The sequence below is a fragment of the Domibacillus indicus genome (assembly GCF_023715895.1).
Lineage (GTDB): Bacteria > Bacillota > Bacilli > Bacillales > Domibacillaceae > Domibacillus > Domibacillus indicus_A.
In genome coordinates this window covers 222,174-241,361 of sequence record NZ_JAMBOO010000004.1, presented here as the reverse complement: position 1 = coordinate 241,361, position 19,188 = coordinate 222,174, and the positions used below count along the sequence as shown (strand labels likewise).

Annotated in this window: 23 protein-coding genes; 4 read left to right on the top strand and 19 right to left on the bottom strand. The window is 45.8% G+C overall.

The window, feature by feature from the left end; all coding sequences use genetic code 11:
• Nucleotides 1–97: 97 nt before the first annotated feature.
• Both M3221_RS10075 and M3221_RS10070 read left to right on the top strand, forming a co-directional pair.
• Nucleotides 98–589, top strand: a complete 492-nt coding sequence (locus M3221_RS10075) for a hypothetical protein (protein WP_251271481.1) — start codon at nucleotides 98–100, stop codon at nucleotides 587–589.
• A 1-nt stretch (nucleotide 590) separates the two neighbouring features.
• Nucleotides 591–968: a hypothetical protein gene (locus M3221_RS10070; RefSeq protein ID WP_251271480.1), complete on the top strand. Its 378-nt coding sequence runs from the start codon at nucleotides 591–593 to the stop codon at nucleotides 966–968.
• Nucleotides 969–981: 13 nt separating this feature from the next.
• Here M3221_RS10070 and M3221_RS10065 read toward each other — a convergent pair whose 3' ends face one another.
• The 4 genes from M3221_RS10065 to M3221_RS10050 all read right to left on the bottom strand — a co-directional run bounded on the left by M3221_RS10065 (nucleotide 982) and on the right by M3221_RS10050 (nucleotide 4,448).
• Nucleotides 982–2,208 carry a Zn-dependent hydrolase gene (locus M3221_RS10065; protein WP_251271478.1) on the bottom strand — a complete coding sequence of 409 codons (1,227 nt, stop codon included), beginning with the start codon at nucleotides 2,206–2,208 and terminating at the stop codon, nucleotides 982–984.
• Nucleotides 2,209–2,357: 149 nt separating this feature from the next.
• Nucleotides 2,358–3,188 (bottom strand): D-amino-acid transaminase, encoded by an 831-nt coding sequence (gene dat, locus M3221_RS10060; protein WP_251271476.1) that lies wholly within the window; start codon nucleotides 3,186–3,188, stop codon nucleotides 2,358–2,360.
• A gap of 38 nt (nucleotides 3,189–3,226) precedes the next feature.
• Nucleotides 3,227–4,225 carry a class I SAM-dependent methyltransferase gene (locus M3221_RS10055; protein ID WP_251271474.1) on the bottom strand — a complete coding sequence of 333 codons (999 nt, stop codon included), beginning with the start codon at nucleotides 4,223–4,225 and terminating at the stop codon, nucleotides 3,227–3,229.
• A gap of 1 nt (nucleotide 4,226) precedes the next feature.
• Nucleotides 4,227–4,448 carry a hypothetical protein gene (locus tag M3221_RS10050; protein WP_251271472.1) on the bottom strand — a complete coding sequence of 74 codons (222 nt, stop codon included), beginning with the start codon at nucleotides 4,446–4,448 and terminating at the stop codon, nucleotides 4,227–4,229.
• A 301-nt stretch (nucleotides 4,449–4,749) separates the two neighbouring features.
• Here M3221_RS10050 and M3221_RS10045 point away from each other — a divergent pair, with 301 nt between their 5' ends.
• Nucleotides 4,750–5,217 (top strand): GyrI-like domain-containing protein, encoded by a 468-nt coding sequence (locus M3221_RS10045; protein ID WP_251271470.1) that lies wholly within the window; start codon nucleotides 4,750–4,752, stop codon nucleotides 5,215–5,217.
• Between the two features lie 382 nt (nucleotides 5,218–5,599).
• Here M3221_RS10045 and M3221_RS10040 read toward each other — a convergent pair whose 3' ends face one another.
• Entirely contained in the window at nucleotides 5,600–6,403 is an 804-nt protein-coding gene (locus M3221_RS10040) for a ZIP family metal transporter (RefSeq protein ID WP_251271468.1), read from the bottom strand.
• A gap of 189 nt (nucleotides 6,404–6,592) precedes the next feature.
• Between M3221_RS10040 and M3221_RS10035 the strand changes: the two genes are divergently transcribed.
• Nucleotides 6,593–7,468 carry a cation diffusion facilitator family transporter gene (locus M3221_RS10035; RefSeq protein ID WP_251271466.1) on the top strand — a complete coding sequence of 292 codons (876 nt, stop codon included), beginning with the start codon at nucleotides 6,593–6,595 and terminating at the stop codon, nucleotides 7,466–7,468.
• 59 nt (nucleotides 7,469–7,527) lie between these two features.
• On the opposite strand, the gene M3221_RS10030 is transcribed toward M3221_RS10035, so the two are convergent.
• From M3221_RS10030 to M3221_RS09965, 14 genes are all read right to left on the bottom strand, one after another.
• Nucleotides 7,528–7,860: a bh protein gene (locus M3221_RS10030; RefSeq protein WP_242232675.1), complete on the bottom strand. Its 333-nt coding sequence runs from the start codon at nucleotides 7,858–7,860 to the stop codon at nucleotides 7,528–7,530.
• A 130-nt stretch (nucleotides 7,861–7,990) separates the two neighbouring features.
• Nucleotides 7,991–9,280: an NAD(P)H-dependent oxidoreductase gene (locus M3221_RS10025; protein ID WP_251271464.1), complete on the bottom strand. Its 1,290-nt coding sequence runs from the start codon at nucleotides 9,278–9,280 to the stop codon at nucleotides 7,991–7,993.
• Between the two features lie 2 nt (nucleotides 9,281–9,282).
• Nucleotides 9,283–9,681 carry a PTS glucitol/sorbitol transporter subunit IIA gene (locus M3221_RS10020; RefSeq protein ID WP_251271463.1) on the bottom strand — a complete coding sequence of 133 codons (399 nt, stop codon included), beginning with the start codon at nucleotides 9,679–9,681 and terminating at the stop codon, nucleotides 9,283–9,285.
• 14 nt (nucleotides 9,682–9,695) lie between these two features.
• A complete protein-coding gene (gene srlE, locus M3221_RS10015; protein ID WP_251271461.1) occupies nucleotides 9,696–10,733 on the bottom strand; it encodes a PTS glucitol/sorbitol transporter subunit IIB in 1,038 nt (345 codons plus the stop codon).
• A 21-nt stretch (nucleotides 10,734–10,754) separates the two neighbouring features.
• Nucleotides 10,755–11,288, bottom strand: coding sequence for a PTS glucitol/sorbitol transporter subunit IIC (gene srlA / locus M3221_RS10010; protein WP_251271459.1), 534 nt, complete (start codon nucleotides 11,286–11,288; stop codon nucleotides 10,755–10,757).
• A 34-nt stretch (nucleotides 11,289–11,322) separates the two neighbouring features.
• Nucleotides 11,323–11,691 (bottom strand): transcriptional regulator GutM, encoded by a 369-nt coding sequence (locus M3221_RS10005; RefSeq protein WP_251271458.1) that lies wholly within the window; start codon nucleotides 11,689–11,691, stop codon nucleotides 11,323–11,325.
• Between the two features lie 179 nt (nucleotides 11,692–11,870).
• Nucleotides 11,871–12,635 (bottom strand): SDR family NAD(P)-dependent oxidoreductase, encoded by a 765-nt coding sequence (locus M3221_RS10000; RefSeq protein WP_311316131.1) that lies wholly within the window; start codon nucleotides 12,633–12,635, stop codon nucleotides 11,871–11,873.
• Nucleotides 12,592–13,263 (bottom strand): SDR family NAD(P)-dependent oxidoreductase, encoded by a 672-nt coding sequence (locus M3221_RS09995; RefSeq protein WP_251271455.1) that lies wholly within the window; start codon nucleotides 13,261–13,263, stop codon nucleotides 12,592–12,594. Before M3221_RS09995 ends, M3221_RS10000 begins: the two co-directional genes overlap by 44 nt.
• Before the next feature lie 11 nt (nucleotides 13,264–13,274).
• Nucleotides 13,275–14,303 carry a zinc-dependent dehydrogenase gene (locus M3221_RS09990; protein WP_251271452.1) on the bottom strand — a complete coding sequence of 343 codons (1,029 nt, stop codon included), beginning with the start codon at nucleotides 14,301–14,303 and terminating at the stop codon, nucleotides 13,275–13,277.
• Nucleotides 14,300–14,734: a hypothetical protein gene (locus M3221_RS09985; protein ID WP_251271450.1), complete on the bottom strand. Its 435-nt coding sequence runs from the start codon at nucleotides 14,732–14,734 to the stop codon at nucleotides 14,300–14,302. The genes M3221_RS09990 and M3221_RS09985 overlap by 4 nt, the downstream gene beginning before the upstream one ends.
• Nucleotides 14,735–14,790: 56 nt before the next feature.
• Nucleotides 14,791–15,069, bottom strand: coding sequence for a PTS sugar transporter subunit IIB (locus tag M3221_RS09980; RefSeq protein ID WP_251271448.1), 279 nt, complete (start codon nucleotides 15,067–15,069; stop codon nucleotides 14,791–14,793).
• Nucleotides 15,070–15,088: 19 nt separating this feature from the next.
• The gene (locus M3221_RS09975; protein ID WP_251271446.1) at nucleotides 15,089–16,495 is read right to left on the bottom strand and encodes a PTS galactitol transporter subunit IIC; all 1,407 of its coding nucleotides are present in this window, start codon (nucleotides 16,493–16,495) and stop codon (nucleotides 15,089–15,091) included.
• 42 nt (nucleotides 16,496–16,537) lie between these two features.
• The gene (locus tag M3221_RS09970; RefSeq protein WP_251271444.1) at nucleotides 16,538–17,017 is read right to left on the bottom strand and encodes a PTS sugar transporter subunit IIA; all 480 of its coding nucleotides are present in this window, start codon (nucleotides 17,015–17,017) and stop codon (nucleotides 16,538–16,540) included.
• A complete protein-coding gene (locus M3221_RS09965) occupies nucleotides 16,980–19,085 on the bottom strand; it encodes a BglG family transcription antiterminator (protein ID WP_251271442.1) in 2,106 nt (701 codons plus the stop codon). Before M3221_RS09965 ends, M3221_RS09970 begins: the two co-directional genes overlap by 38 nt.
• Nucleotides 19,086–19,188 lie beyond the last annotated feature (103 nt).

Below are 19,188 nucleotides of genomic sequence, written 5' to 3'. Positions count from 1 at the left end.
AACAAAAAACGCGCACATCATTTTTGGTATATTTTCTGACAAACGAACTTTATTTTAGTGTAGGATGAAGAGAATACCAACGGAAGAAGTGACACATGTGAACAGGAACGAATTGGAGCAGCGAATCAATGAATATGAGTCTCAGCTTGAACAGCTTCGCGGCCAGCTGGCGGCTGTTTCCGAGCAGGAAGAAGAGCGTAAACAGTTCGTCTCATCCAAAGAAATCATCGAGCTCATCCGGCAGCACACGGGCCGTGAATTAAATATGTCCACAATCAAAAGATGGGCAGATGAAGGCTATCTTGGCGAGGTGCTGGATGAAAAGCAGGCATTCCCGGCGCTCCGCACAAAACAGGGCAAGAAGCGGTTTATCTATCCGAAGGAAAGTGTGTATCATTTCTTGTTTGAAAAAGGCTATTTGGCCCCTGCTTTTGAGGTGCTGGACCAGGTATGGATTGGATCGGAGCGTGCGATGGTGATGGATTCCGTTCTTCAACAAGGGGAGTTTCATTATACAGTGCAGATAGAATCAACCTTTACTATACAAAAAGGGGTTAAAGAATCTTGCTTGCGAGGGGGAGGGGTGTAACGTGAAGGCCAAAATTTCCATTCAAAATACACGAGACAACCAGGAAAAAGCGCGGCTTATCCGGAATGAAAACCGTAACAGCGGGCATTCGCTGGCCATTTCTTTTTCAGAAGATGCCAAAGAGATCTTTTTTGAAGGCAGTATGATTCAAGTGCCGGACAGTGTTCCTTTTGGCGACATTATCGTGCTTGAAGGACAGGTAAAAAAACGTGAAGGCGGCTTTGATGTGCAGCAGGCCGACAAAGGAAAAACCGTCAACCTGCATTTAGATGCCGGCCTCGTTGCGGAACTGAATGAAATTCGCCAGCATGTGATGAGCAAAACCCAGCATGATATCATTTTAGAAATCTTTAAAAAAGGGCTCGATCACTATAAGTGATCGAGCCCTTTTTTCAAATCAAAGTAAGGACCGTTTCAAGCAGCACATTCACGCCTCTTTCACAGTCTTCCCAGGACGTTAATTCGTCTTCATCATGGCTTTTCCCATTTACGCTCGGCACAAAAATCATCGCCGACGGAATGTAAGAAGCCATGAACTGCGCATCGTGCCCTGCTCCGCTCACCATCCGCTTATGAGAAAAACCGAGTGAAGCAGCCGACTGCTCAAAAGCATCGCAGAGCGCCGGCTCAAACCAGACCGTCTCACGTCCCCACAATTTTTGAACTTTCACATTGCATGCTGCTCTTTCGGCAGACCCCTGCATCTCCCGAATGATGTCCTCTACTTTTTGGATCATTTCTGCGGAAGTATGCCTTGCTTCCAATGAAAAAACCACTTTGTTCGGAATGACTGTGTGAATGTTCGGCGACACGTTCATCCGTCCAATCGTATAAACGAGGTCATCACCAAGCCCAGCCAGCTTTTCTCTCGCTTCTTTGATTAAATCCACCGCCGCAAACAAGGCATCGCTGCGCATTGACATAGGCGTAGTGCCAGCGTGGTCCGATTCACCTGCTACTTCAATTTCATAACAGACCATACCGAGCACACATTCAACGATGCCAATCGACAGCTTCTCTCTTTCTAAAATCGGCCCCTGCTCAATATGTAATTCCAAGAAAGCTGCCGCTTCTTTCATCCTGTTTTCCACTTTGCCTTCATAACCAATCGATCGCAATGCTTCTCCAAACGTGATGCCTTCTACATCTTTTTTGGCCATCATTTCTTCTTTGTTAAACTTTCCGGAAAGTACACCGGAGGACATCATCGACGGTTCAAAGCGGGCGCCTTCTTCATTAGTCACATTCATGACGACAACCGGCACACTTGGCTTTACGCCGTTTTCTGTTAAAGTCCGCATGACTTCAAGCCCCGCTGCTACACCGAGCACACCGTCAAAGCGTCCGCCTTTTTTAACAGAGTCAAGGTGAGAACCCATGACAACCGGCGGTTTGTTTTCACGGCCCGGGAGCATCCCATACATGTTGCCCATATCGTCCACCGATAAGGAAAGGCCCATCTCTTCACAGCATGTGCGAAAATAATTGCGTGCAAGGCGGTCTTCTTCCGATAAAGCGAGCCGTGTCACACCGTTTCGAGCTGTCCGGCCAAACCCGGCAAACGTTTCAAGTGATTCCTGCAGACGTGCACCATTAATCTTTAGTTTTTGATCATTCATATTGCATCCTCCCTTAAAAATATTTTAAAAAATAACGCAATCAATAAATCATGTTTCTTATTATGGCACAGATAAAAAAAATTGAATAGATCATTTACAGAAAATTCTGTACATAAATAAAAAAAGCCCTCTGTTAAAGGGCCTTTGTCTTAAACTCGTTTCATAAAAGCTTCGTAGATTTTTTTCGTTATGTCGCCTGGCTTTCCGCTGCCGATCTTTTGGTCATCTGCAGTTGTAACCGGCACAATCTCAATCCCGGTACTCGTTAAAAACACTTCATCCGCTTTCAAAACAGCATCGGGTGCAAATGTCTCCTCTTTTACCGGAATGCCAAGCTCTCCAGCGATATCCATCACAGCCATGCGCGTAATACCGTGCAAAATATGCTTTGTCGCAGGCGGAGTAATTAATTCTCCTTCTTTGACGAGAAATAAATTAGAGCTTGATCCTTCTGTTACCACACCATCACGGACGAGCACTGCCTCAAATGCACCAGCTTCAAACGCTTCCTGCTTCGCCAGGAGATTCGGCAAAAGGTTGAGTGTTTTAATCCAGCAGTTTTGCCATCGTTCGTCAGGCAGAAGCTTGATGCTGGCGCCATTTTCCCGCAGCGTTTCATCCATCGCCCGGAACGGCTTGACCGTCATGGAAATCGACGCGGGCACATTCGGAAACAAGTGGTTGCGCGGAGCGATGCCGCGTGTGGCCTGCATGTATATATCGCAATCAGACAGCTCGCTTCTCTTGATCAAGCCGGCTGTAATCTCTTCAATGTCTTCACGTGAATGATCCAGATTCAGTTTGATCGCTTCAGCACTTTTAAAAAAGCGGTCCAGGTGCTCCTTCATCATAAAAGGATGCCCGCCATAAACACGAATATATTCATACACTCCGTCACCAAATTGATGTCCGCGCTCATCAATCGGCAGCACGGGATCATCTGAGTTTATGATTTTCCCGTTCAAGTACCCAATTGCCATTTTATCCGCCTCACTTTAGTTTGTTTCCTTCAGTATATCTATTTTTTTGAAAAATTTACACAATACCAGCTTCCTTCGCGCACGACCGTTTTAATCGATTTTAGCTGGAGCCCCGCTTCCTCTGCATCCCGGATAAGTTCATCCTTTCTTGGCAGCGGGTATAAATTTTCATGCGCTTCCATAAATGAATTAAACGCAGCTGAAAAGCGCTGTCCGCCCCGTTCCAGATAAAGGGGGGTAATCATAATAACGGTCCCGTTTTGGCTGATCAGCTTTGAAACACGGGCGAGCAGCTCTTTTCGCGCATCCTGTGAATAGTAATGAAGAAGGTTATTCATCATGATCACATCAAAAAAACGGCTTGGCACTTCCCACGTATTGATATCTGCATAATAAAACTTTACTTTTTCCCCCAGGCTCTTCTTCCGGACTTTTTGGCGTGCTTCTTCAATGCATTCTTTACTGATGTCCACCCCAACGAAAGTTCCTTGTTTTATTTTATCGGCCAGTTTTATTAAATAGCCGCCCGTTCCGCAGCCAATATCCAGCACCCAGCGCGGTTTTTGTGCATTTATCTCCGACAGTACATGTCCAAATGCTCTTTTTTCAATTAAAGCGGAGGTGGCCGCAACTGTTTTGCCAAAATCCTCTCCGTTAAACCGCCCCTTTTGATTGGATGTAATCATTTGGGGATAGTTCATCAAGGAAGGCATATGCATTTCAAATAATTCTTTGAGCAGCTCACCAACCGAGTGATCACTTTCCTGTGAAAAAAACTTCAGCATTTTTTTAGAAGGAACAAGCCGGCCGCCGTCCTGTTTTAAATGGCCCAGCACAATTCCTGTATCGGCCCAGGAACTTAGAAGCGTTTCTTCATAGCCGTAGTCTTCTGCAAGCGATTCGAGTGTCGCGCCGCCTGCGAGTTTATGAAACAAATCAAGCCGGTAGCCGACATATGCCTGCCATGTCGGCAAAAAGGGTTCATTTTTCTTCAGCCAATTTCGTGCTTCCCACATTTTTCGGTATTCAGCAATCATGTTACTTCCCCCTGTTTTTCCAAAGATAGTCATCACCGTCTGTATATAGATGCTCTGCGCCGTTTGCTTTCGGCAGGACAGTTCCAGGCAAACCCCCGTTTGCACAAAGCGGCCCACTCCGCTTCATCTCTTTGTATTCTTCTTTTTTAATAAGGAGTACCGTGCGCACCTGTAAATCAGGAAGAGAAAAAAATCCAGGAAAGGAATGACCGCCTACAATCATTTCGCCTTCTGTTATGCTTTCAGGCTGGGGAAATGTGAGGGTTAGAAAGCAATGGTTGTATGCCATTTCAGTCCATCAAAGGCGCAGCGTCTCTTTCGGCAGCGATCATGTCGACGCCGCTTTGCGTAAGCTGCATGCCGATTAAAAGATCAGACACCGCCGCCTGAAATACATATATTTGTTTTCATAAGGAGCCTTTCTTGTATAACTTTTGTTCATTGTTTTTACAATTGCTATTCCCTTAGGAAACGGTGTGAAAACATTTAAAAGCGGGAAAAGAAGGGAAAAAGGAGCTGAGATCATGAACCCGAAACTTGTAGATGTACGTGCAATCACGGTAGTGGGATTTGAAATGAGCGGTACAGAAGAAGAAATTGCTGCTATGCGCCCTGAATGGAAAAAACGGTTTTTAGAAACAGCCAGCCAAATTCCCTCTCAAACAGACGGCTACTTAATGGACATTTGCTTGAAGCGGGCTGGCCAGTTGTATACGCACTGCATCGCCATGGAAGTGAGCCATATCGACATTATTCCGTCCGGCATGTCGAGTTTAACGATTCCAGCTGGTTCCTATGCCTTACTTGAGCTTGACGGACAAGAGAAAGATGTGAAAAACGGATTTCGGTTTATTTTGGCATGGGCACGCGAGCATCATATACGGCTTGATCCTAATGAATTTCGGATTCATGTAACCATACACGGTGAACAACATCATTTATACTGGCGGCTGGCGAATAAACGCAGCGAAGCAGCTGAAGAAGCGGTTTAAATTGTTTGGAAGGAATTCTAACAGACTCGCTGACAATCCTTCTCCGCAAGTTCATACTGAACGTATGAACTTGCTCGGACGAGGAGGAATCACCGTTGACAGACGAAAATGTGGAACGAAAACCTTCTATTTATTTGCCCGGCTTAAGCCTGATTATTTTTTATGAGCTAAAAAGAAAAAAAACAGCGCCTGTTCTCCACTGAGAATAGGGCTGTTTTTTCTTTTATCGGTATCAGGTACGGGCCTTATCCAGCTCCAGGCACCATCATCACAAAACGTGAGTCACAAAGGCGTTGCAGCAGGATGCTGCGTTTTATCCTTTACTCTTCATAGTCAGCTCCTTATGCTTGTCGCTGATAACCAGGTACCTTCTGCTTTCTTATTATCCGAGCGCGACATCGAGCACCATCATCAGGGCAAAACCGACCATAACACCCATTGTGGCAAGGTCTGTGTTGCGCGAGGATTCTGCTTCCGGAATCAGCTCTTCGACCACGACAAAAATCATGGCTCCTGCAGCAAAAGCAAGGGCGTATGGCAAAATAGGCTGAATAAACAGGACCGCTGCCGCTCCAATAACAGCTGAAATCGGCTCAACGAGCGCCGAAGCCTGTCCGTAGTTAAATGCTTTCATCCGTGACATTCCTTCTCCGCGAAGCGGTACTGACACCGCCGCTCCTTCCGGCATATTCTGAATGCCGATTCCAAAAGCAAGCGCCAGAGCAGCCGCTATAGTGGCTCCATCCATATTCATCGAAGCCGCTCCAAATGCCACACCAATGGCAAGTCCTTCTGGAATATTATGAAGCGTAATCGCTAAAAATAAGAGCGTCGTTTTTTTCAATTGTGTAGATGGGCCTTCTCCTTTTTCCCGCCCGATGTGCACATGCGGCACAACGACATCAAGCAGACGAATAAAAACGCCGCCCAGCAAAAAGCCGATTACCGGCGGCAGCCAGGCAATCTGTCCGCTTTTTTCGCTGAATTCAATGGCTGGTGCCAGCAGCGACCAAAAAGAAGCGGCAATCATCACACCCGCTGCAAATCCTAACATCATTTTCATGATGGATTCTTTAATATTACGAAAGAAAAACACGACCGCTGCACCAAGCGCTGTCATTCCCCAGCTGATCATGCCGCCGGCTAACGCCTGCAGCGCGGGGTGCAGGCTGCTGAATGTTTCCATTGTTTTCACCGCCTATTTGTTATTCTTTTTTCTTTTCCCCATTGTTTTGCAATTGACTCTCTTTTTTGCAAAAAAGAATAATTGTAGTACAGGGGCAACTTGTTAAGCCAGCGGCAATCATGTTGCCGTAGACCCACCCGAATGAGGGCTGGTATAGTATAAACATTAACTTTTCTGGAGGAACCACAGGTGGAAACAGCATACGAAGATTTAAAAAAAGGAGAACGCGGTGCATGGATCAGCATCGCAGCCTACTTATTCCTTTCCGCAGTAAAGCTGACCGTCGGCTGGATCGGCAATTCCGCAGCGCTGAAAGCAGATGGTTTAAATAACTCAACGGATATTATCGCTTCCGTCGCTATTTTGATCGGCCTGCGCATTGCCCGTAAACCGCCGGATGAAAATCACCGGTATGGCCACTTTCGTGCAGAAACGGTTGCTTCTCTTTTAGCCGCTTTTATTATGGCATCCGTTGCCATTCAAGTCTTGCTTTCAGCAGGACAGTCCCTGTTTGAGGCGAATCATGAAACACCTGATATGTTCACCGCCTGGACAGCTCTGGGTGCTGCACTGGTCATGTATGGCGTTTACCTCTACAACAGGCGGCTTGCCAAAAAAATTAACAGCCAATCTATTTTAGCGGCTGCCCATGATAACCGTTCAGATGCTCTTGTCAGCGTAGGAGCCTTTGTCGGGATTATCGGATCGCGCCTGGGCCTTGGCTGGCTTGATACGCTCACTGCTTTTGTGGTCGGCCTTATTATTTTAAAAACCGCCTGGGATATTTTTTCTGACGCATCTCTTGCCCTGACGGATGCATTTGACCTTAATGAATTAAAAGGGATGCAGAAAACTGTTGAAAAAGTACCGGGTGTCCGCGGTGTGCCGAGCATTAAAGCCCGCTCGCACGGAAACATTACGCTTGTAGACGTTGTTCTTCTTGTAGACCCGGGTTTAAACGTAATCGAAAGCCATGATATTACCGAGTATGTAGAGGAAGCCCTGCTGCAGGAGCATGGCATCCGCTTGACTCATATTCATATCGAACCAGACGGCCACAAATAAGTGGGCCGTCTTTTTTGAGCACAAAAAAAAGCGGCTGCTTCAAAAGCATACCGCCTGCGTTAAGAATGTTTAGACTGTTTGAGTACTTTTCTCGTTTCGTTAACATATTTGATGAGTCTGTATGGCTTGCTGATCACCCGCAGCGGCATACCGGAAACAAACTTGCTTAAGTCCTGCTTATATTCCTGTGTCATTCGTGAAGGCTTTGTTGAAATACGGTCGTACATTTCTTTATATAATTCTTTTTTCGCATCGATTTTCATGCCAGTCAGCCGATGGCATTCCTCGCATTCAATGCTTTGAATTTTATTGTTTACATACACAACCCGATGAATGGTTTCATCATGACAACGCGTGCAATAAAGGCCGGCTTCCATTTCGGAAATTTTCACTAAGCCTCACTCCTTCACACCTATTTCTTTCCCTCTCTATTATATGCCAATCAGGGGGACCGGTAAACCAAGCTGTTCAAAACAATTGAAGGGATGCCCCGGTATACGGCAGCATCCCCCCTTTCGTTCCTTAAAAGCTCTGTGCTTGAAGCGAGCGCAGCTTCCAAATCGTTGACTCCCGCTCCTGTTCGATATCATCATACGTTAAAATATCGCCTTTTTTCACTGCACGTTTTACGACCACATTCGGATCTACAAGTCCGATTGGGAAAGCATTGGCGGCTTTGGATTCTTCCTGGCTGTACAGCGTGCCGTATACCGTAAATCCGCCGATGCCATCAAGGCGGTCACCTGGCTGCAGATCTTTTTTCGCTGTTGCGACGGTTTCTGCCTGCAGGCCATGCCAAGGTGCGATGGTGGCTGACTGGTTCAAATATGCCCGAGCCACAGAAAGCGGCGTTTCTAAGCTCGTTAAGTGGTAAGGGCGGAACAGAATATAATTTGGTCCCGGGCCCATTTTTAAGTACTGCATTTCATGGTTTACTTCTTCTTTTTCGGAAGAAATGATGGCAAAGACGCCCGGCGCAACGCCATTTACATAGTCGACAATCTTTTTACTTTTTAAAATGCCGCCTTCTTCCTGCAGACGGAAAATATCCGGCAGCTCTTTCACCGTGCCTTCCGGGCCATGCATGCCTGGTTTATCCGGTAAAAACCCTGTTGCATTTGCGACCGCGTTCATTTCAACCATTGTTTTCGTTCCATCCTGGAAGGAAGCGAGCATTTTCGGGCTTGAGCCTTTTTCTTTTGCTTCTGCTGCCGCTGAATCTGGATTTGCTTCATAGTTTAATGGGTTGTTTTTTCCTTTTCCAAGAGCAACGATGTCAAAGCCAAGCGCATCGGCAAAGTCATACAGCTCCATAATACAGCCTGGCTCATCACCAGCAGATCCTGTATAAACAACGCTGCTTGCTTCTGCCATTTGATGAAGCAGTGGACCGACTGTAATATCCGCTTCTACATTCAGCATAACGATATGCTTTTTGTTCATAATCGTTTTCCAGGCAATTTCAGCACCAAGGTTCGGGATGCCTGTTGCATCTACAATAACATCAATGCCCGGCAGCGCGATCACCATAGACACATCGGTAGTGGCCACCACTTTGTTTTCTCTTAATGCTTTTTCTGCTGTTTCGATTTCTGTTGTGGTAACGATATGCTGCGGCTCCACACCGGCTGTCATGTACGCATTTTGAATAATATCTGTTTTCAAGTCGGCTGTTGCGGCTACACGCATGCCCTTCATGCTTTCAATTTGCGAAATCATGCCGCGTCCCATTTGGCCGCAGCCGATCAAGCCGACTTTAATTTCCTTTCCTTCTTTCTCAAGCTGCATCAGTTTTCGGTTAAGTCCCAACATGTTTAGGCCCCCTCAGGCTTTTGAAATGTAATCGTTGTTGATACCGAGATGACCGGCATGTCTTTATCCTCTACACAAAGCGTTCCTGGCAGATCTGCATGATCCGCTCCGTTAAACGTAATTGTGCAGTGGCCAAGCTCTGCAACCGTTTCGTTTACTTTGTCCCCTACAAACGTCACCTTGTACGCCTGATCGCCAAAAGTCAGAATATCGCCCGCTTCAATCACACCTTCAAGCGGCGCAATGCTGTGCACAACCGCGATGTCACGCAGGTCTTTCGGTGCACTTTCATTGAAAATAATGAGCATTTTTTCTTCCGCAAACATCTCCACGTCTGCACCAAGCTCTGTAACCGTTGACTGATAAATCGTTTTCATTTTTACGCCTCCAAGTACGCTCAAAGTGACCCCTCCTATTATTCGTATAAGCCAAAGCTAAAGAAGTATGCAATCACGACCGCAAGCGGCCCTGTAATTAAACGTGACATTAAAACAGCCGGCACCCCAACTTCTACTGTTTCCGGTTTTGCTTCCCCGAGTGTTAAGCCTACTGGCACAAAGTCTGCGCCTACCTGCGGGTTAATCGCAAACAGGGCAGGAAGAGCGAGGCTTGGCGGGATATTCCCTTTGCCGATTTCCACTCCGACGAGTACACCGACGACCTGGGCAATAACGGCACCCGGCCCGAGCAGCGGTGACAGGATCGGCACGGCACAAATCACCGACAGAACGAGAAGCCCGAAGATATTGCCGGCAAGCGGCGATACAAAGTTGGCAATAATGTCGCCAATACCTGTGTACAGGATAATCCCGATCAAGGTGCTGACAAGCGCCATAAATGGGATGATGTTTTTCAATACCTGCTCAATCGTTTCCCGTGCTGCCTGATACAGCACCCCGATAACGCCGCCCATCGAACGGCCCAGCTTTTCGATGATGTTCTGCTTGCGCGGTTCACCGCTGCTGGTTTTCATCTGCGCGACTTTTTCACGCGCTTCTGCTTTCAGCTGCTGGGCATTTTTCGGATGAGCTGCCGCAGTAACGGACGATGCTGGGGCTCCATCTGCCGGCTGAATGTCCGGCTCTCTGACGCCTGAAACGAAATTGTCTTCTTTAATAAATTTCATTAATGGGCCGGATGGCGATGTAGGTGTTAAATTGATCGTCAATACACCCATTTTAGGATACACACCACAGCGTGCTGTACCGCCGCAGTCGATGAGGACGCAGGCCATTTCCTCTTTGTCAATCGATGTTTTAAAGCCGTCAACGGCCTGTGCACCGGTTAAATCGGCAATACACTGGGCAACCGGGTGAATCCCTCCGCCAGTAACGGATACAACATACTTTTTCTGCTCATCCGGCTGGATGACGAGCGGCCCTCCCCATCCGTTGCTGCCTTTGGTAATTTTGACTGCTTTATATGATGGATTTACTGCTTGATTTTCAGACATGTGCTTCTCCCCCTCTCTTCGTTAGTCCGTTACGGAAATCCCCTGACGTTTCATCATGGCAATGGTAATGCGTTCTGTTAAAATCCCGCGGATTAAAATGACAATCATGCCGACAAGGAAAAACCGGATGGCCAGTGGTCCTGTTGAAAGGCCAAGCGTCGTAATCCCCTGGGCAATTCCCATGTACACGAACAGCTCCGCTGCATTGGCGTGCGGGAAAAGTCCGGTGATCGGGTGAACGAGTGAAACAGCTGAATCATAAAATGCCGGCTTCTGGCGCTCTGGCAGGAACTTCCCAAATGTATAAGCCATCGGGTTTGTGAGGAAGAAGACGGCCAGGAGTGGAAACAGCGTATAGCGCAAAATAATATTTTTCGTTGTTTTACGGGCGAAGCGGTCAATCCGTTCTTCCCCGATAATTTTAATTAAAGCGTTTACAGCTAGAATCAAACAAATGAGTGTCGGAATGATACCGGTAAACATGCCCATAAAGGTTTCTCCGCCTTTTTCGAACATCCCGATAAATCCTTCTGCAAATTTTACCAAAAAGTCCATCTTACATTCCCTCCTCTTTCTTGTATAATGAAAACTAAACGGTTACAGCTGTATTCATTTGCTGTTTGATTTTATCAGTGGCCATTTCGAGCGACTTTTCCCATTGTTCATCATGCAGTACGGAAATATGCTGACCTATAAACCGCTTACATTTTTTGAATTTAGCAAAAACCGTGACACCGCTCATGACCCGGCATTCTTCAACAATCCCTTGTTCATTTGTAACAAGAATCAGCACGGTACCGGAACCAAGTTTCTTTTTCTCAACACCAACACCCAAGTAACCGCTTTCTCTTCTGCTCATATGTTGAATCGTCATTCGATAATGCTTCATCTGACGCATTGTCAAATAAATTTGAAGCAGCCATAAAACGACAAACCCCGCAAGAAGATAACCCCACATTGAAGATCACCCCTTTTACATTTGTTCTTATATGTTACCTTTGTAATGATTGTAGTCCATCCTATGAATTAAAGTCAACAGTAATCCACAGATTTTATGAAAAATTTTTCAGACAAAAGGAAACACGCTATTTTTGCAACAGGGTTGAACCGTTGCAAAAATAGCGTGTTTCCTTTTTATTAGTTTCCTTGATACGTTCTTCCGCCATCAAGAAGAAAGATTTGGCCATGAATATAATCCGCTTGAGCTGAACTAAGATACTGCACCAGTTCAGAAATATCGGACGGCCTGCCCAGTCTCCCGATTGGGATTTTATTCCTGACCGTTTGTTTTAGCTCGTCCGTTGGATAAAGTGAATCAAGCATTTGTGATTCAATGACTCTCGGGGCGATCACATTAATATTAATTTGGTGTTCTCCAAGCTCTTTCACAAGCGATCTCATAAGGCCAAATGCACCGCCTTTTGAGGCGTAATATTGAATGCCTCCTCCTGATCCTGTAATAGCAGAGCCAGAGCCGATAATAACGATTTTCCCTTTTTTTCTGCCTATCATGTGCGGCGCGGCGGCTTTGATGCTGAAAAACAGACCATGTAAATTAACGGCCATTGTTTTTTCCCATAAAGCCCAGTTTGTTTCTTCCAGCTCCCCTTTTTTCGTTATGCCTGCCGAAAACACAAGCGTATCAATGCTTCCTATCTTATCGATAACCTGTTCGATCATTTCCGAGACGCTGTCCCATGAGCTGACATCTGCTTTAAATCCATATATTTGATTTTGCTGGGTCATGTCTGTTAAAGCTGACTGGTCAATATCCGCCACAGCTGTACAGCATCCTTTTTCGGCAAAGTCTAAAGCAATCTGACGTCCAATGCCTGCAGCACCTCCAATGATGAGTACATTATCCAACGCTTTTCCCTCCATCAACGAGAATCGATTCGCCACTTATATAGCCTCCATAGTCTGAACAAAGCAGCAGCGTCATGGCAACTGTTGAAGAAATGACCTGCTCATTTTCTTTTTCGCCTTTTGCCAAAAAAGCAGGTGCTATGCCGCTGACACGTACGTTTTGCTCTTTATACTCACGAGCCAGTCCGCGCGTCATCGATTGTAACGTGCTGCTTATCGCGGCAAAAGGAGGACCCCCTTCACCTGTCACCGCTGCGGATGATGAAATATTGATTACAATGCCGCCGTGTGCTTTTGCCATGCGAGGCATGATCTCCCGGCACGTCAGAAAAGGAACATCCACGTGGTACTGGAACAAAGACAGCCATTCTTCTGGATCCGTCTCCAAAAGAGAACGGGCTGGAGGGGCTGGAAAAGAATGAATTAAAATATCAATCTTTTTATCTTTTTCCAAAATACATTCTGCCAATTTTTTCACTTTGTTCGGCTGGCGAACATCTGCTGCAATAACTTTGCTGGAGGGGCTCATCACGGCTTCTTTTTCTTGAAACACTTGATGCCATACTTCGGCACCTGCTTCAGCCAGTGCTTCACAAAGAGCTTGATTGATTGGACTGATTCCCCCAATCAGCAGTACCGTTTTTTCCTGCAATGTAATATTCATAACACTTCTCCTTATGAAGGGGTAATGAGTACCTTGAGCACTTTTTCATTCGCATCGTGTGCACAGCGGATCGCTTCATGCAGCTGTGAAAGCGGAAAACGATGGGTCACCATTTTATCTGCTTGAATGATCCCTTGTTGAATCATTTGAAGCGCACTTTCATAGTTATAAGGGTTGGATGAATAGGAGCCGATGATTTTAATTTCATCATTAAAAAATCGTTCAGCTGGTATTTGTACAAACTCCTTTTTAAACGGAGCAAAAACAAGAATCGTGCCGCCTCTTCGCACGCATTCCATTGCTTGAGGAAGCAGGCTGCCTATCCCTGCAGAGATAATCACGTGGTCTGCTCCGTTTCCGTTCGTCAAACGCATCACCGTATCGAGCAGGTCTTCTTCTTTACTGTTAACCGCATGATCTGCACCAAACTGAAGAGACTGTTCAAGCCGATAGGGATTAATATCACTGACCATGATTTGTCCGGCTAAAAGATGACGGGCAATTTGAACCTGCAGACAGCCAATTTGGCCGGCTCCTAAAATAAGAAGCGAGTCTCCCGGCTTGACTTGAATCGATTCAAATCCGTGCAGGCAGCAGGCAACGGGTTCGACAAGTGCTCCTTCTTCAAAGGTGACGCTGTCTGGCAGTTTTCCCATCGTGTGCTTAACATGAAGCTCTGGTACACGAATGTATTCGGAGAAGCCTCCTGGATCCAGGTTGGTTTCTTTAAACTGCCTGCACAGGGTATACATTTTCCGCTGGCAGTAATGGCATGTAAAACAAGGTACATGATGAGCCACGAATACCCTGTCTCCTTCTTTAAAGTTCGAAACCCCTTGTCCTGTTTTTACAATCGTACCGGATACTTCATGGCCGAGAATGCTTGATTCTGGTACGGATTCGTCAAGCACCTTGTGAATATCCGTGCCGCACAGTCCGCACACTTCCATTTTTAACAGCACTTCTCCAGGTCCTATTTCCGGAATGGCCCGCTGTTCGTATTGAATGGTTTGTTTATCATAGAAAACGGATGCCTTCATGCTCTTTTCACGTCCTTTTGGCTTTTCTGTTCTAAAAAGCTGAGGAGCTCCTTATAGTCATTCATTTCATGTGTAATCCAGTATCTGCCGCCTAAAATGCGCGGCTTGCCAAGCCGGATAAACGTCTTTCCTACATACTCATACTTCCGGACAAAAATAACCCCCGCTTCTTCCCATGTGTACGTGTGGCTTCGGCCAAAGCCGCTGAAGGTAATCGACTGGTCGGTCACTTTTACACTCGATGGATTGTGAAGCCCGATAAAAGAAGACAAAAGAAGCACCGGCATTGTATATAGAATCAGCTCATTTAACGGAAACCTGTTTTCTGACAGCAATCCATAGACGGCCCAGGCGAAGAGGCCGGCCATAACCAATACCGGCAAAAAGATTGTCATGTTTTTTGATGATTTGCTGTACGTGTAAATAGACATCGAAAACACCTCCCCATCGCATCATAAGAAGAGGGGAGAGTCTCCCCTCCGCCTTTTTATCCCAAGTACTGAATAATTTTTTCGATATCTGTGTCGATTCCAACACCTGTTAGAAAGGAAATGGTTTGAATAACAGGCGTGCTTCCCGCATCGCTGATTGGCGTAGTCGTGACAATCACATCGGCACCTGCTGCTTTATAAGGAACCTCTGATGCTTTACATTGCTCGACAACGACGTCATACCCTTTGCTTTTCAATGTCTCTTCTACTTTTTTAGCGACAACCGTTGACGTAGCGACTGCTGTTCCGCATGAAACCAATATTTTTTTTGCCATTCTTTATTCCCCCTAATAATTAATTAATGTTTTCAAGCTTTTTATCTGCTCCATTTTCCTGCTGTGCATCAAGGCCCATTTCCTTGGCGTACTGCTTGCGGATATCGTTGCGTACCCAGTACCAAAGCAATGCGTACACAACGGCTGCGCCGATTGCGGCAAAGAAATAAGGATTAGACGGATCAAGCAGGCGAAGGATAATCCATGGAAGAACGTGTGATCCAAGGTCAATCCCTGAAATTAATGTGGCCCCTTCAGGGAAAGCAAAGCCGACTGCACGTCCCATCGTCGTTGCAAGATCTGCCAGGTTTGTTGCCAAAAAGAACACAATCATCAGCGTAAAGATACTGTTAATCAATCCGCGAATAATATTGCCTCTAGCAGCAGCAACTGCCCAGACAACGGTAAATGGAAGCACGGATAAATCAGCAAATGGAAGCATGTTGTTGTAAGGCAGAATCACCGCCAGCAGGATTGTGATCGGAACCATTAAAAGCGCTACAGCCATATTAGCCGGGTGCCCGATGACGATGGCTGTATCAAGCCCAATGTATACGTTTTTCCCGGGAAATTTCCGGTTAATATAATCGCGCGCGCCTTCCGAGATCGGGATAAGCCCTTCCATCAGCAGGGCAACCATTCGCGGCATTAAAATGAGGACAGCTGACATTTGCACGCCCAGCGTCAGAACGCCTTTCGCGTCATATCCGCCAAGAAGGCCAATTAACATCCCTAACACAAGCCCCATAACAAGCGGTTCGCCGAAAATACCAAAGCGTTTTTTCAAGGTTTCAGGATCGGCATGCAGCTTATTCAGTCCAGGTATTTTGTCAATGACTCGGTTAGATGCATACATGAGTGGTGCAAAGTTAACGGTTTCGGAATGGGCCATCGATACACCCTTCAACCCGAAGTGATGCTCGATTGTCGGAGCCGTCCAGTCCGCCAGTTTCAAGGTAATCGCGGAAACAACCAGGCCGACTACAATAGCGAGCAGCATATTGTCGTACGCATAGTACGCAATAGAAGCAGCGAAAATAAGGTGCCAGAAATTCCAAATATCGACATTCAATGTTTTCGTCCAGTTTAACGAAAGCATAATTACATTCAATATGAGAATAAGCGGAATCATAAGCGGGGCCACCGGTGTACCGAATGAAATAGCCGCGCCGATCGGCCAGCCGACATCCAGGATGTCCAGGCTGAGTCCTAATGATTTGACCATGGCTTGTGTGGCAGGCCCGAGCGCTTCCATAAGCAGACCAATCACAAGATTAATTCCGACGAAGCCGATACCGATGGTTAAAGCCGCTCGGAACGACTTATTAAATCCCTGTTTTAAAATAAGTCCAAACGCAAGCATAATAATGGGAAGCATAATGGATGGCCCTAAATCTAATACAAAATCCACAACATCTTTAATCATGTTTACACCCCCTGATTAATATGAGATTGAAGCGCTTTCATCTTACTTTATTTCGATAAGCTGCAATTTATTATTCAGCAGCTCGACAATTTTTTCTTCTGCCTCGGCATTTTTAATGGCTTCCATCGCCTGTTCATCCTGAAAAACATTCATCAGCCGCTGCAGCATGGCCAGCTGCTTTTTCGGATCAGAGATTGCCAGCATCAGTACAATATCGACACTAATTTGTGTGTCCGGGCTGCCCATCATATTGAACACAACCGGGTTTTGCAGGACACTGACCGCGATAGCCGGCTTCAATACATGCTCTGAGTCCGTGTGCGGAATGGCCACACCCATTTTTGAAAGCGGCAATCCGGTCGGGTAGATTTCCTCCCTCTTCAACACGGCTTCTAAAAAAGACTTTTTTACATACTGGTGTGTATGCAGTTTTTCAAACAAGTGCTCAATAACAGCTGAGCTTGAGCGGTGATTTGCTTGAAGTTCAATCAGCTGTTTCGTTAAGGTAATGTGACTGTCCATTTTGCTCACCCTTTTCTATATACATTTTAATTCTCCCGGCAGCGTCCGCTTTGCTTTTTGCTTTTGCTATTCGCTGAACTTCTTCGTGCTCAAGCGCCAGCTGTGAAAGCTGAAACAATGCTCGAATATGCTTTTCTTTGTCTTTTGCCGCAATCACGACCACTAAATGAATATGAAAATGGTCTGAAAATGGCACACCATCCTCGACGCACAGCAGGCCCATCGCTGTTTCGTGCACGCCTTTTTCCGGGCTCGCATGAGGGATAGCGACATGTTTTCCCAAAACCATATAAGGGTTTTCGTAGTTGTGTTCTTTGATCATCGCTTCTGTATATTCCGGCTCGATTTTCCCGGCTTGAACGAGCGGAGCTGCGGCCAGGCGGATGGCCTCTTTCCAATCGGACACAGACGGGACAATGGTCAGCGTGCTTTCGTTGATAAAATGGGTCAAGTCAAGCCGCTCCTGTTTTTTCAGCGTTTGAATCCCTGCCTGCTTCGCCTCGAGCAGTGTCTGTAATTCTTTTTTCAGCTTTTTTTCGTCTTTGATCTGGCCATGCTTGTGAATAATTGAAAAAATTTCTTCCACATTCAAGGCGGATGGCACATATCCATATAACTCCTGCATCACCCGCTTCCTAAGCTGCATTTTCTCTTCTTCCGTCGGCAGCTGCTTTACAATAAACAGGGGTTTATCCGTCAGCAGTACATGCGGGGCAAAAACCAATTCGTACTCGCGCGTATACTGCTGAAATTCCCTGATCGATAGAGAATCCCAAAATAAAAACTCCGGAAAAATGGTTTGAAGTGTTTGTTTCATCAGCTTTGAAACTGACAACCCGTTTGGACAAACCACGACCGCCCGTATTTTGCTGTCGATCCGGTCCCCCTGCCGTTCGAGCCATCCCCCTATAAACATCGTTAAGTAGACGATCTCACTTTCTGGAATAGGCTCTCCAATCAGTTCTTCTAACGGCGCGATAGACTGCTTAATTAAAAAATGAAGTTCTCCAAATTCTGCATCGATTTTTTCGGCATACTGGTTAGAAGTGGTCAGATGATACTTGATCCGGTAATAAGCCGGCTTCATGTGAATAAAAATAAGCCGGGTTAAGTTTTCTTTTTCCTTTAGCTCAATGCAGGCATTTTTTTCAAACAAATGCAAGGTGGTTTCTACTGCTTTTACGAGCTCAGGAAGATCTGTATCTGTCAGGACCTCATAGGAAGAAACATTGGATGCCAGGAGATTTAAGGCGATAAACAGCCGCTCTTCCCTTGGAATGGTTTCATCACCTTGCAAAAGCAGCTCGACCGCCTGATATTCTTTCGTATCTGACAGTTCCTCGTAATGAATACAAAATGCCGCATCAATTCGTTCAAATTGCTCAATTCTCTCCAGTGTAATCGCAAGGACGTAAGGAAGCTGCTTCATTTTTTCGTCGGTAAACGTTAAATTCAGCTGCTGTTCTACTTGCTCAAGCCATTGCTGAATATCCACTTTTCTTTGTTTATGAATTTCTTTGACACTTTCAAGAGCCCATTCTCCATGCTCTTTTTCAAGTATTCTTTGCACAAGATGAATCAGAAATTTTCTTTTTTGAATTTCACTTCCGATCATTTCGTACCCGCTCTGCCGGGAGTAACCTACTTCAAGACCGTGCGGCTGCAGCAGCGTTTGAGCCATTTTCAAATCATTTAAAATGGTATTCTTGCTTACACATAGAGCACTCGTAAAATGGATAAGCGACAATTCCTCCCTTTTGCTTAAAATCATAAGTAAGATGAGCTCTGCCCGTTCATTCTCAGAAAAAATGTACGGCTGCCCGGCGGCCTCTGCTTGATGATCCATTTTGAAGTAAGAGCGGACTTCTGTTTGAATGATAAAAAATCCATTTTTTGCCCTTTCAATAACAGGCAAATTATTTGAAGTCAGCCAGCTGTTAATTTTGTTAATACTGTAACCAACCTGACGCCGGCTCAGCCCGTACTTTTCCTCTAAATCCTTGTTTTTAACATGAGGATTGAAAACGAGGTCTTTTAACAATAAGCTGCTTCTTTCGTCCAGATACATCAATATGACCTCCTTGCTTAATTACATGCTATCACGATTTTCCCTCAAAATGTATGCGTTTTCATCACAGTTTTTATCCATCGCTTTGTACACAATTGTGCTG

Bases quoted from the DNA above. Each gene is read 5' to 3' on its own strand.
- dat (WP_251271476.1), bottom strand. From the start codon at position 3,188: ATGGCAATTGGGTACTTGAACGGGAAAATCATAAACTCAGATGATCCC.
- M3221_RS09980 (WP_251271448.1), bottom strand. From the start codon at position 15,069: ATGGCAAAAAAAATATTGGTTTCATGCGGAACAGCAGTCGCTACGTCA.
- M3221_RS10005 (WP_251271458.1), bottom strand. From the start codon at position 11,691: ATGTGGGGTTATCTTCTTGCGGGGTTTGTCGTTTTATGGCTGCTTCAA.
- srlE (WP_251271461.1), bottom strand. From the start codon at position 10,733: ATGTCTGAAAATCAAGCAGTAAATCCATCATATAAAGCAGTCAAAATT.
- M3221_RS10065 (WP_251271478.1), bottom strand. From the start codon at position 2,208: ATGAATGATCAAAAACTAAAGATTAATGGTGCACGTCTGCAGGAATCA.
- M3221_RS10050 (WP_251271472.1), bottom strand. From the start codon at position 4,448: ATGATTGTAGGCGGTCATTCCTTTCCTGGATTTTTTTCTCTTCCTGAT.
- M3221_RS09975 (WP_251271446.1), bottom strand. From the start codon at position 16,495: ATGATTAAAGATGTTGTGGATTTTGTATTAGATTTAGGGCCATCCATT.
- srlA (WP_251271459.1), bottom strand. From the start codon at position 11,288: ATGGACTTTTTGGTAAAATTTGCAGAAGGATTTATCGGGATGTTCGAA.
- M3221_RS09985 (WP_251271450.1), bottom strand. From the start codon at position 14,734: ATGTCTATTTACACGTACAGCAAATCATCAAAAAACATGACAATCTTT.
- M3221_RS10040 (WP_251271468.1), bottom strand. From the start codon at position 6,403: ATGGAAACATTCAGCAGCCTGCACCCCGCGCTGCAGGCGTTAGCCGGC.
- M3221_RS09995 (WP_251271455.1), bottom strand. From the start codon at position 13,263: ATGAATATTACATTGCAGGAAAAAACGGTACTGCTGATTGGGGGAATC.
- M3221_RS10055 (WP_251271474.1), bottom strand. From the start codon at position 4,225: ATGATTGCTGAATACCGAAAAATGTGGGAAGCACGAAATTGGCTGAAG.
- M3221_RS10045 (WP_251271470.1), top strand. From the start codon at position 4,750: ATGAACCCGAAACTTGTAGATGTACGTGCAATCACGGTAGTGGGATTT.
- M3221_RS10025 (WP_251271464.1), bottom strand. From the start codon at position 9,280: ATGTTGGGACTTAACCGAAAACTGATGCAGCTTGAGAAAGAAGGAAAG.
- M3221_RS09990 (WP_251271452.1), bottom strand. From the start codon at position 14,303: ATGAAGGCATCCGTTTTCTATGATAAACAAACCATTCAATACGAACAG.
- M3221_RS09970 (WP_251271444.1), bottom strand. From the start codon at position 17,017: ATGGACAGTCACATTACCTTAACGAAACAGCTGATTGAACTTCAAGCA.
- M3221_RS09965 (WP_251271442.1), bottom strand. From the start codon at position 19,085: ATGTATCTGGACGAAAGAAGCAGCTTATTGTTAAAAGACCTCGTTTTC.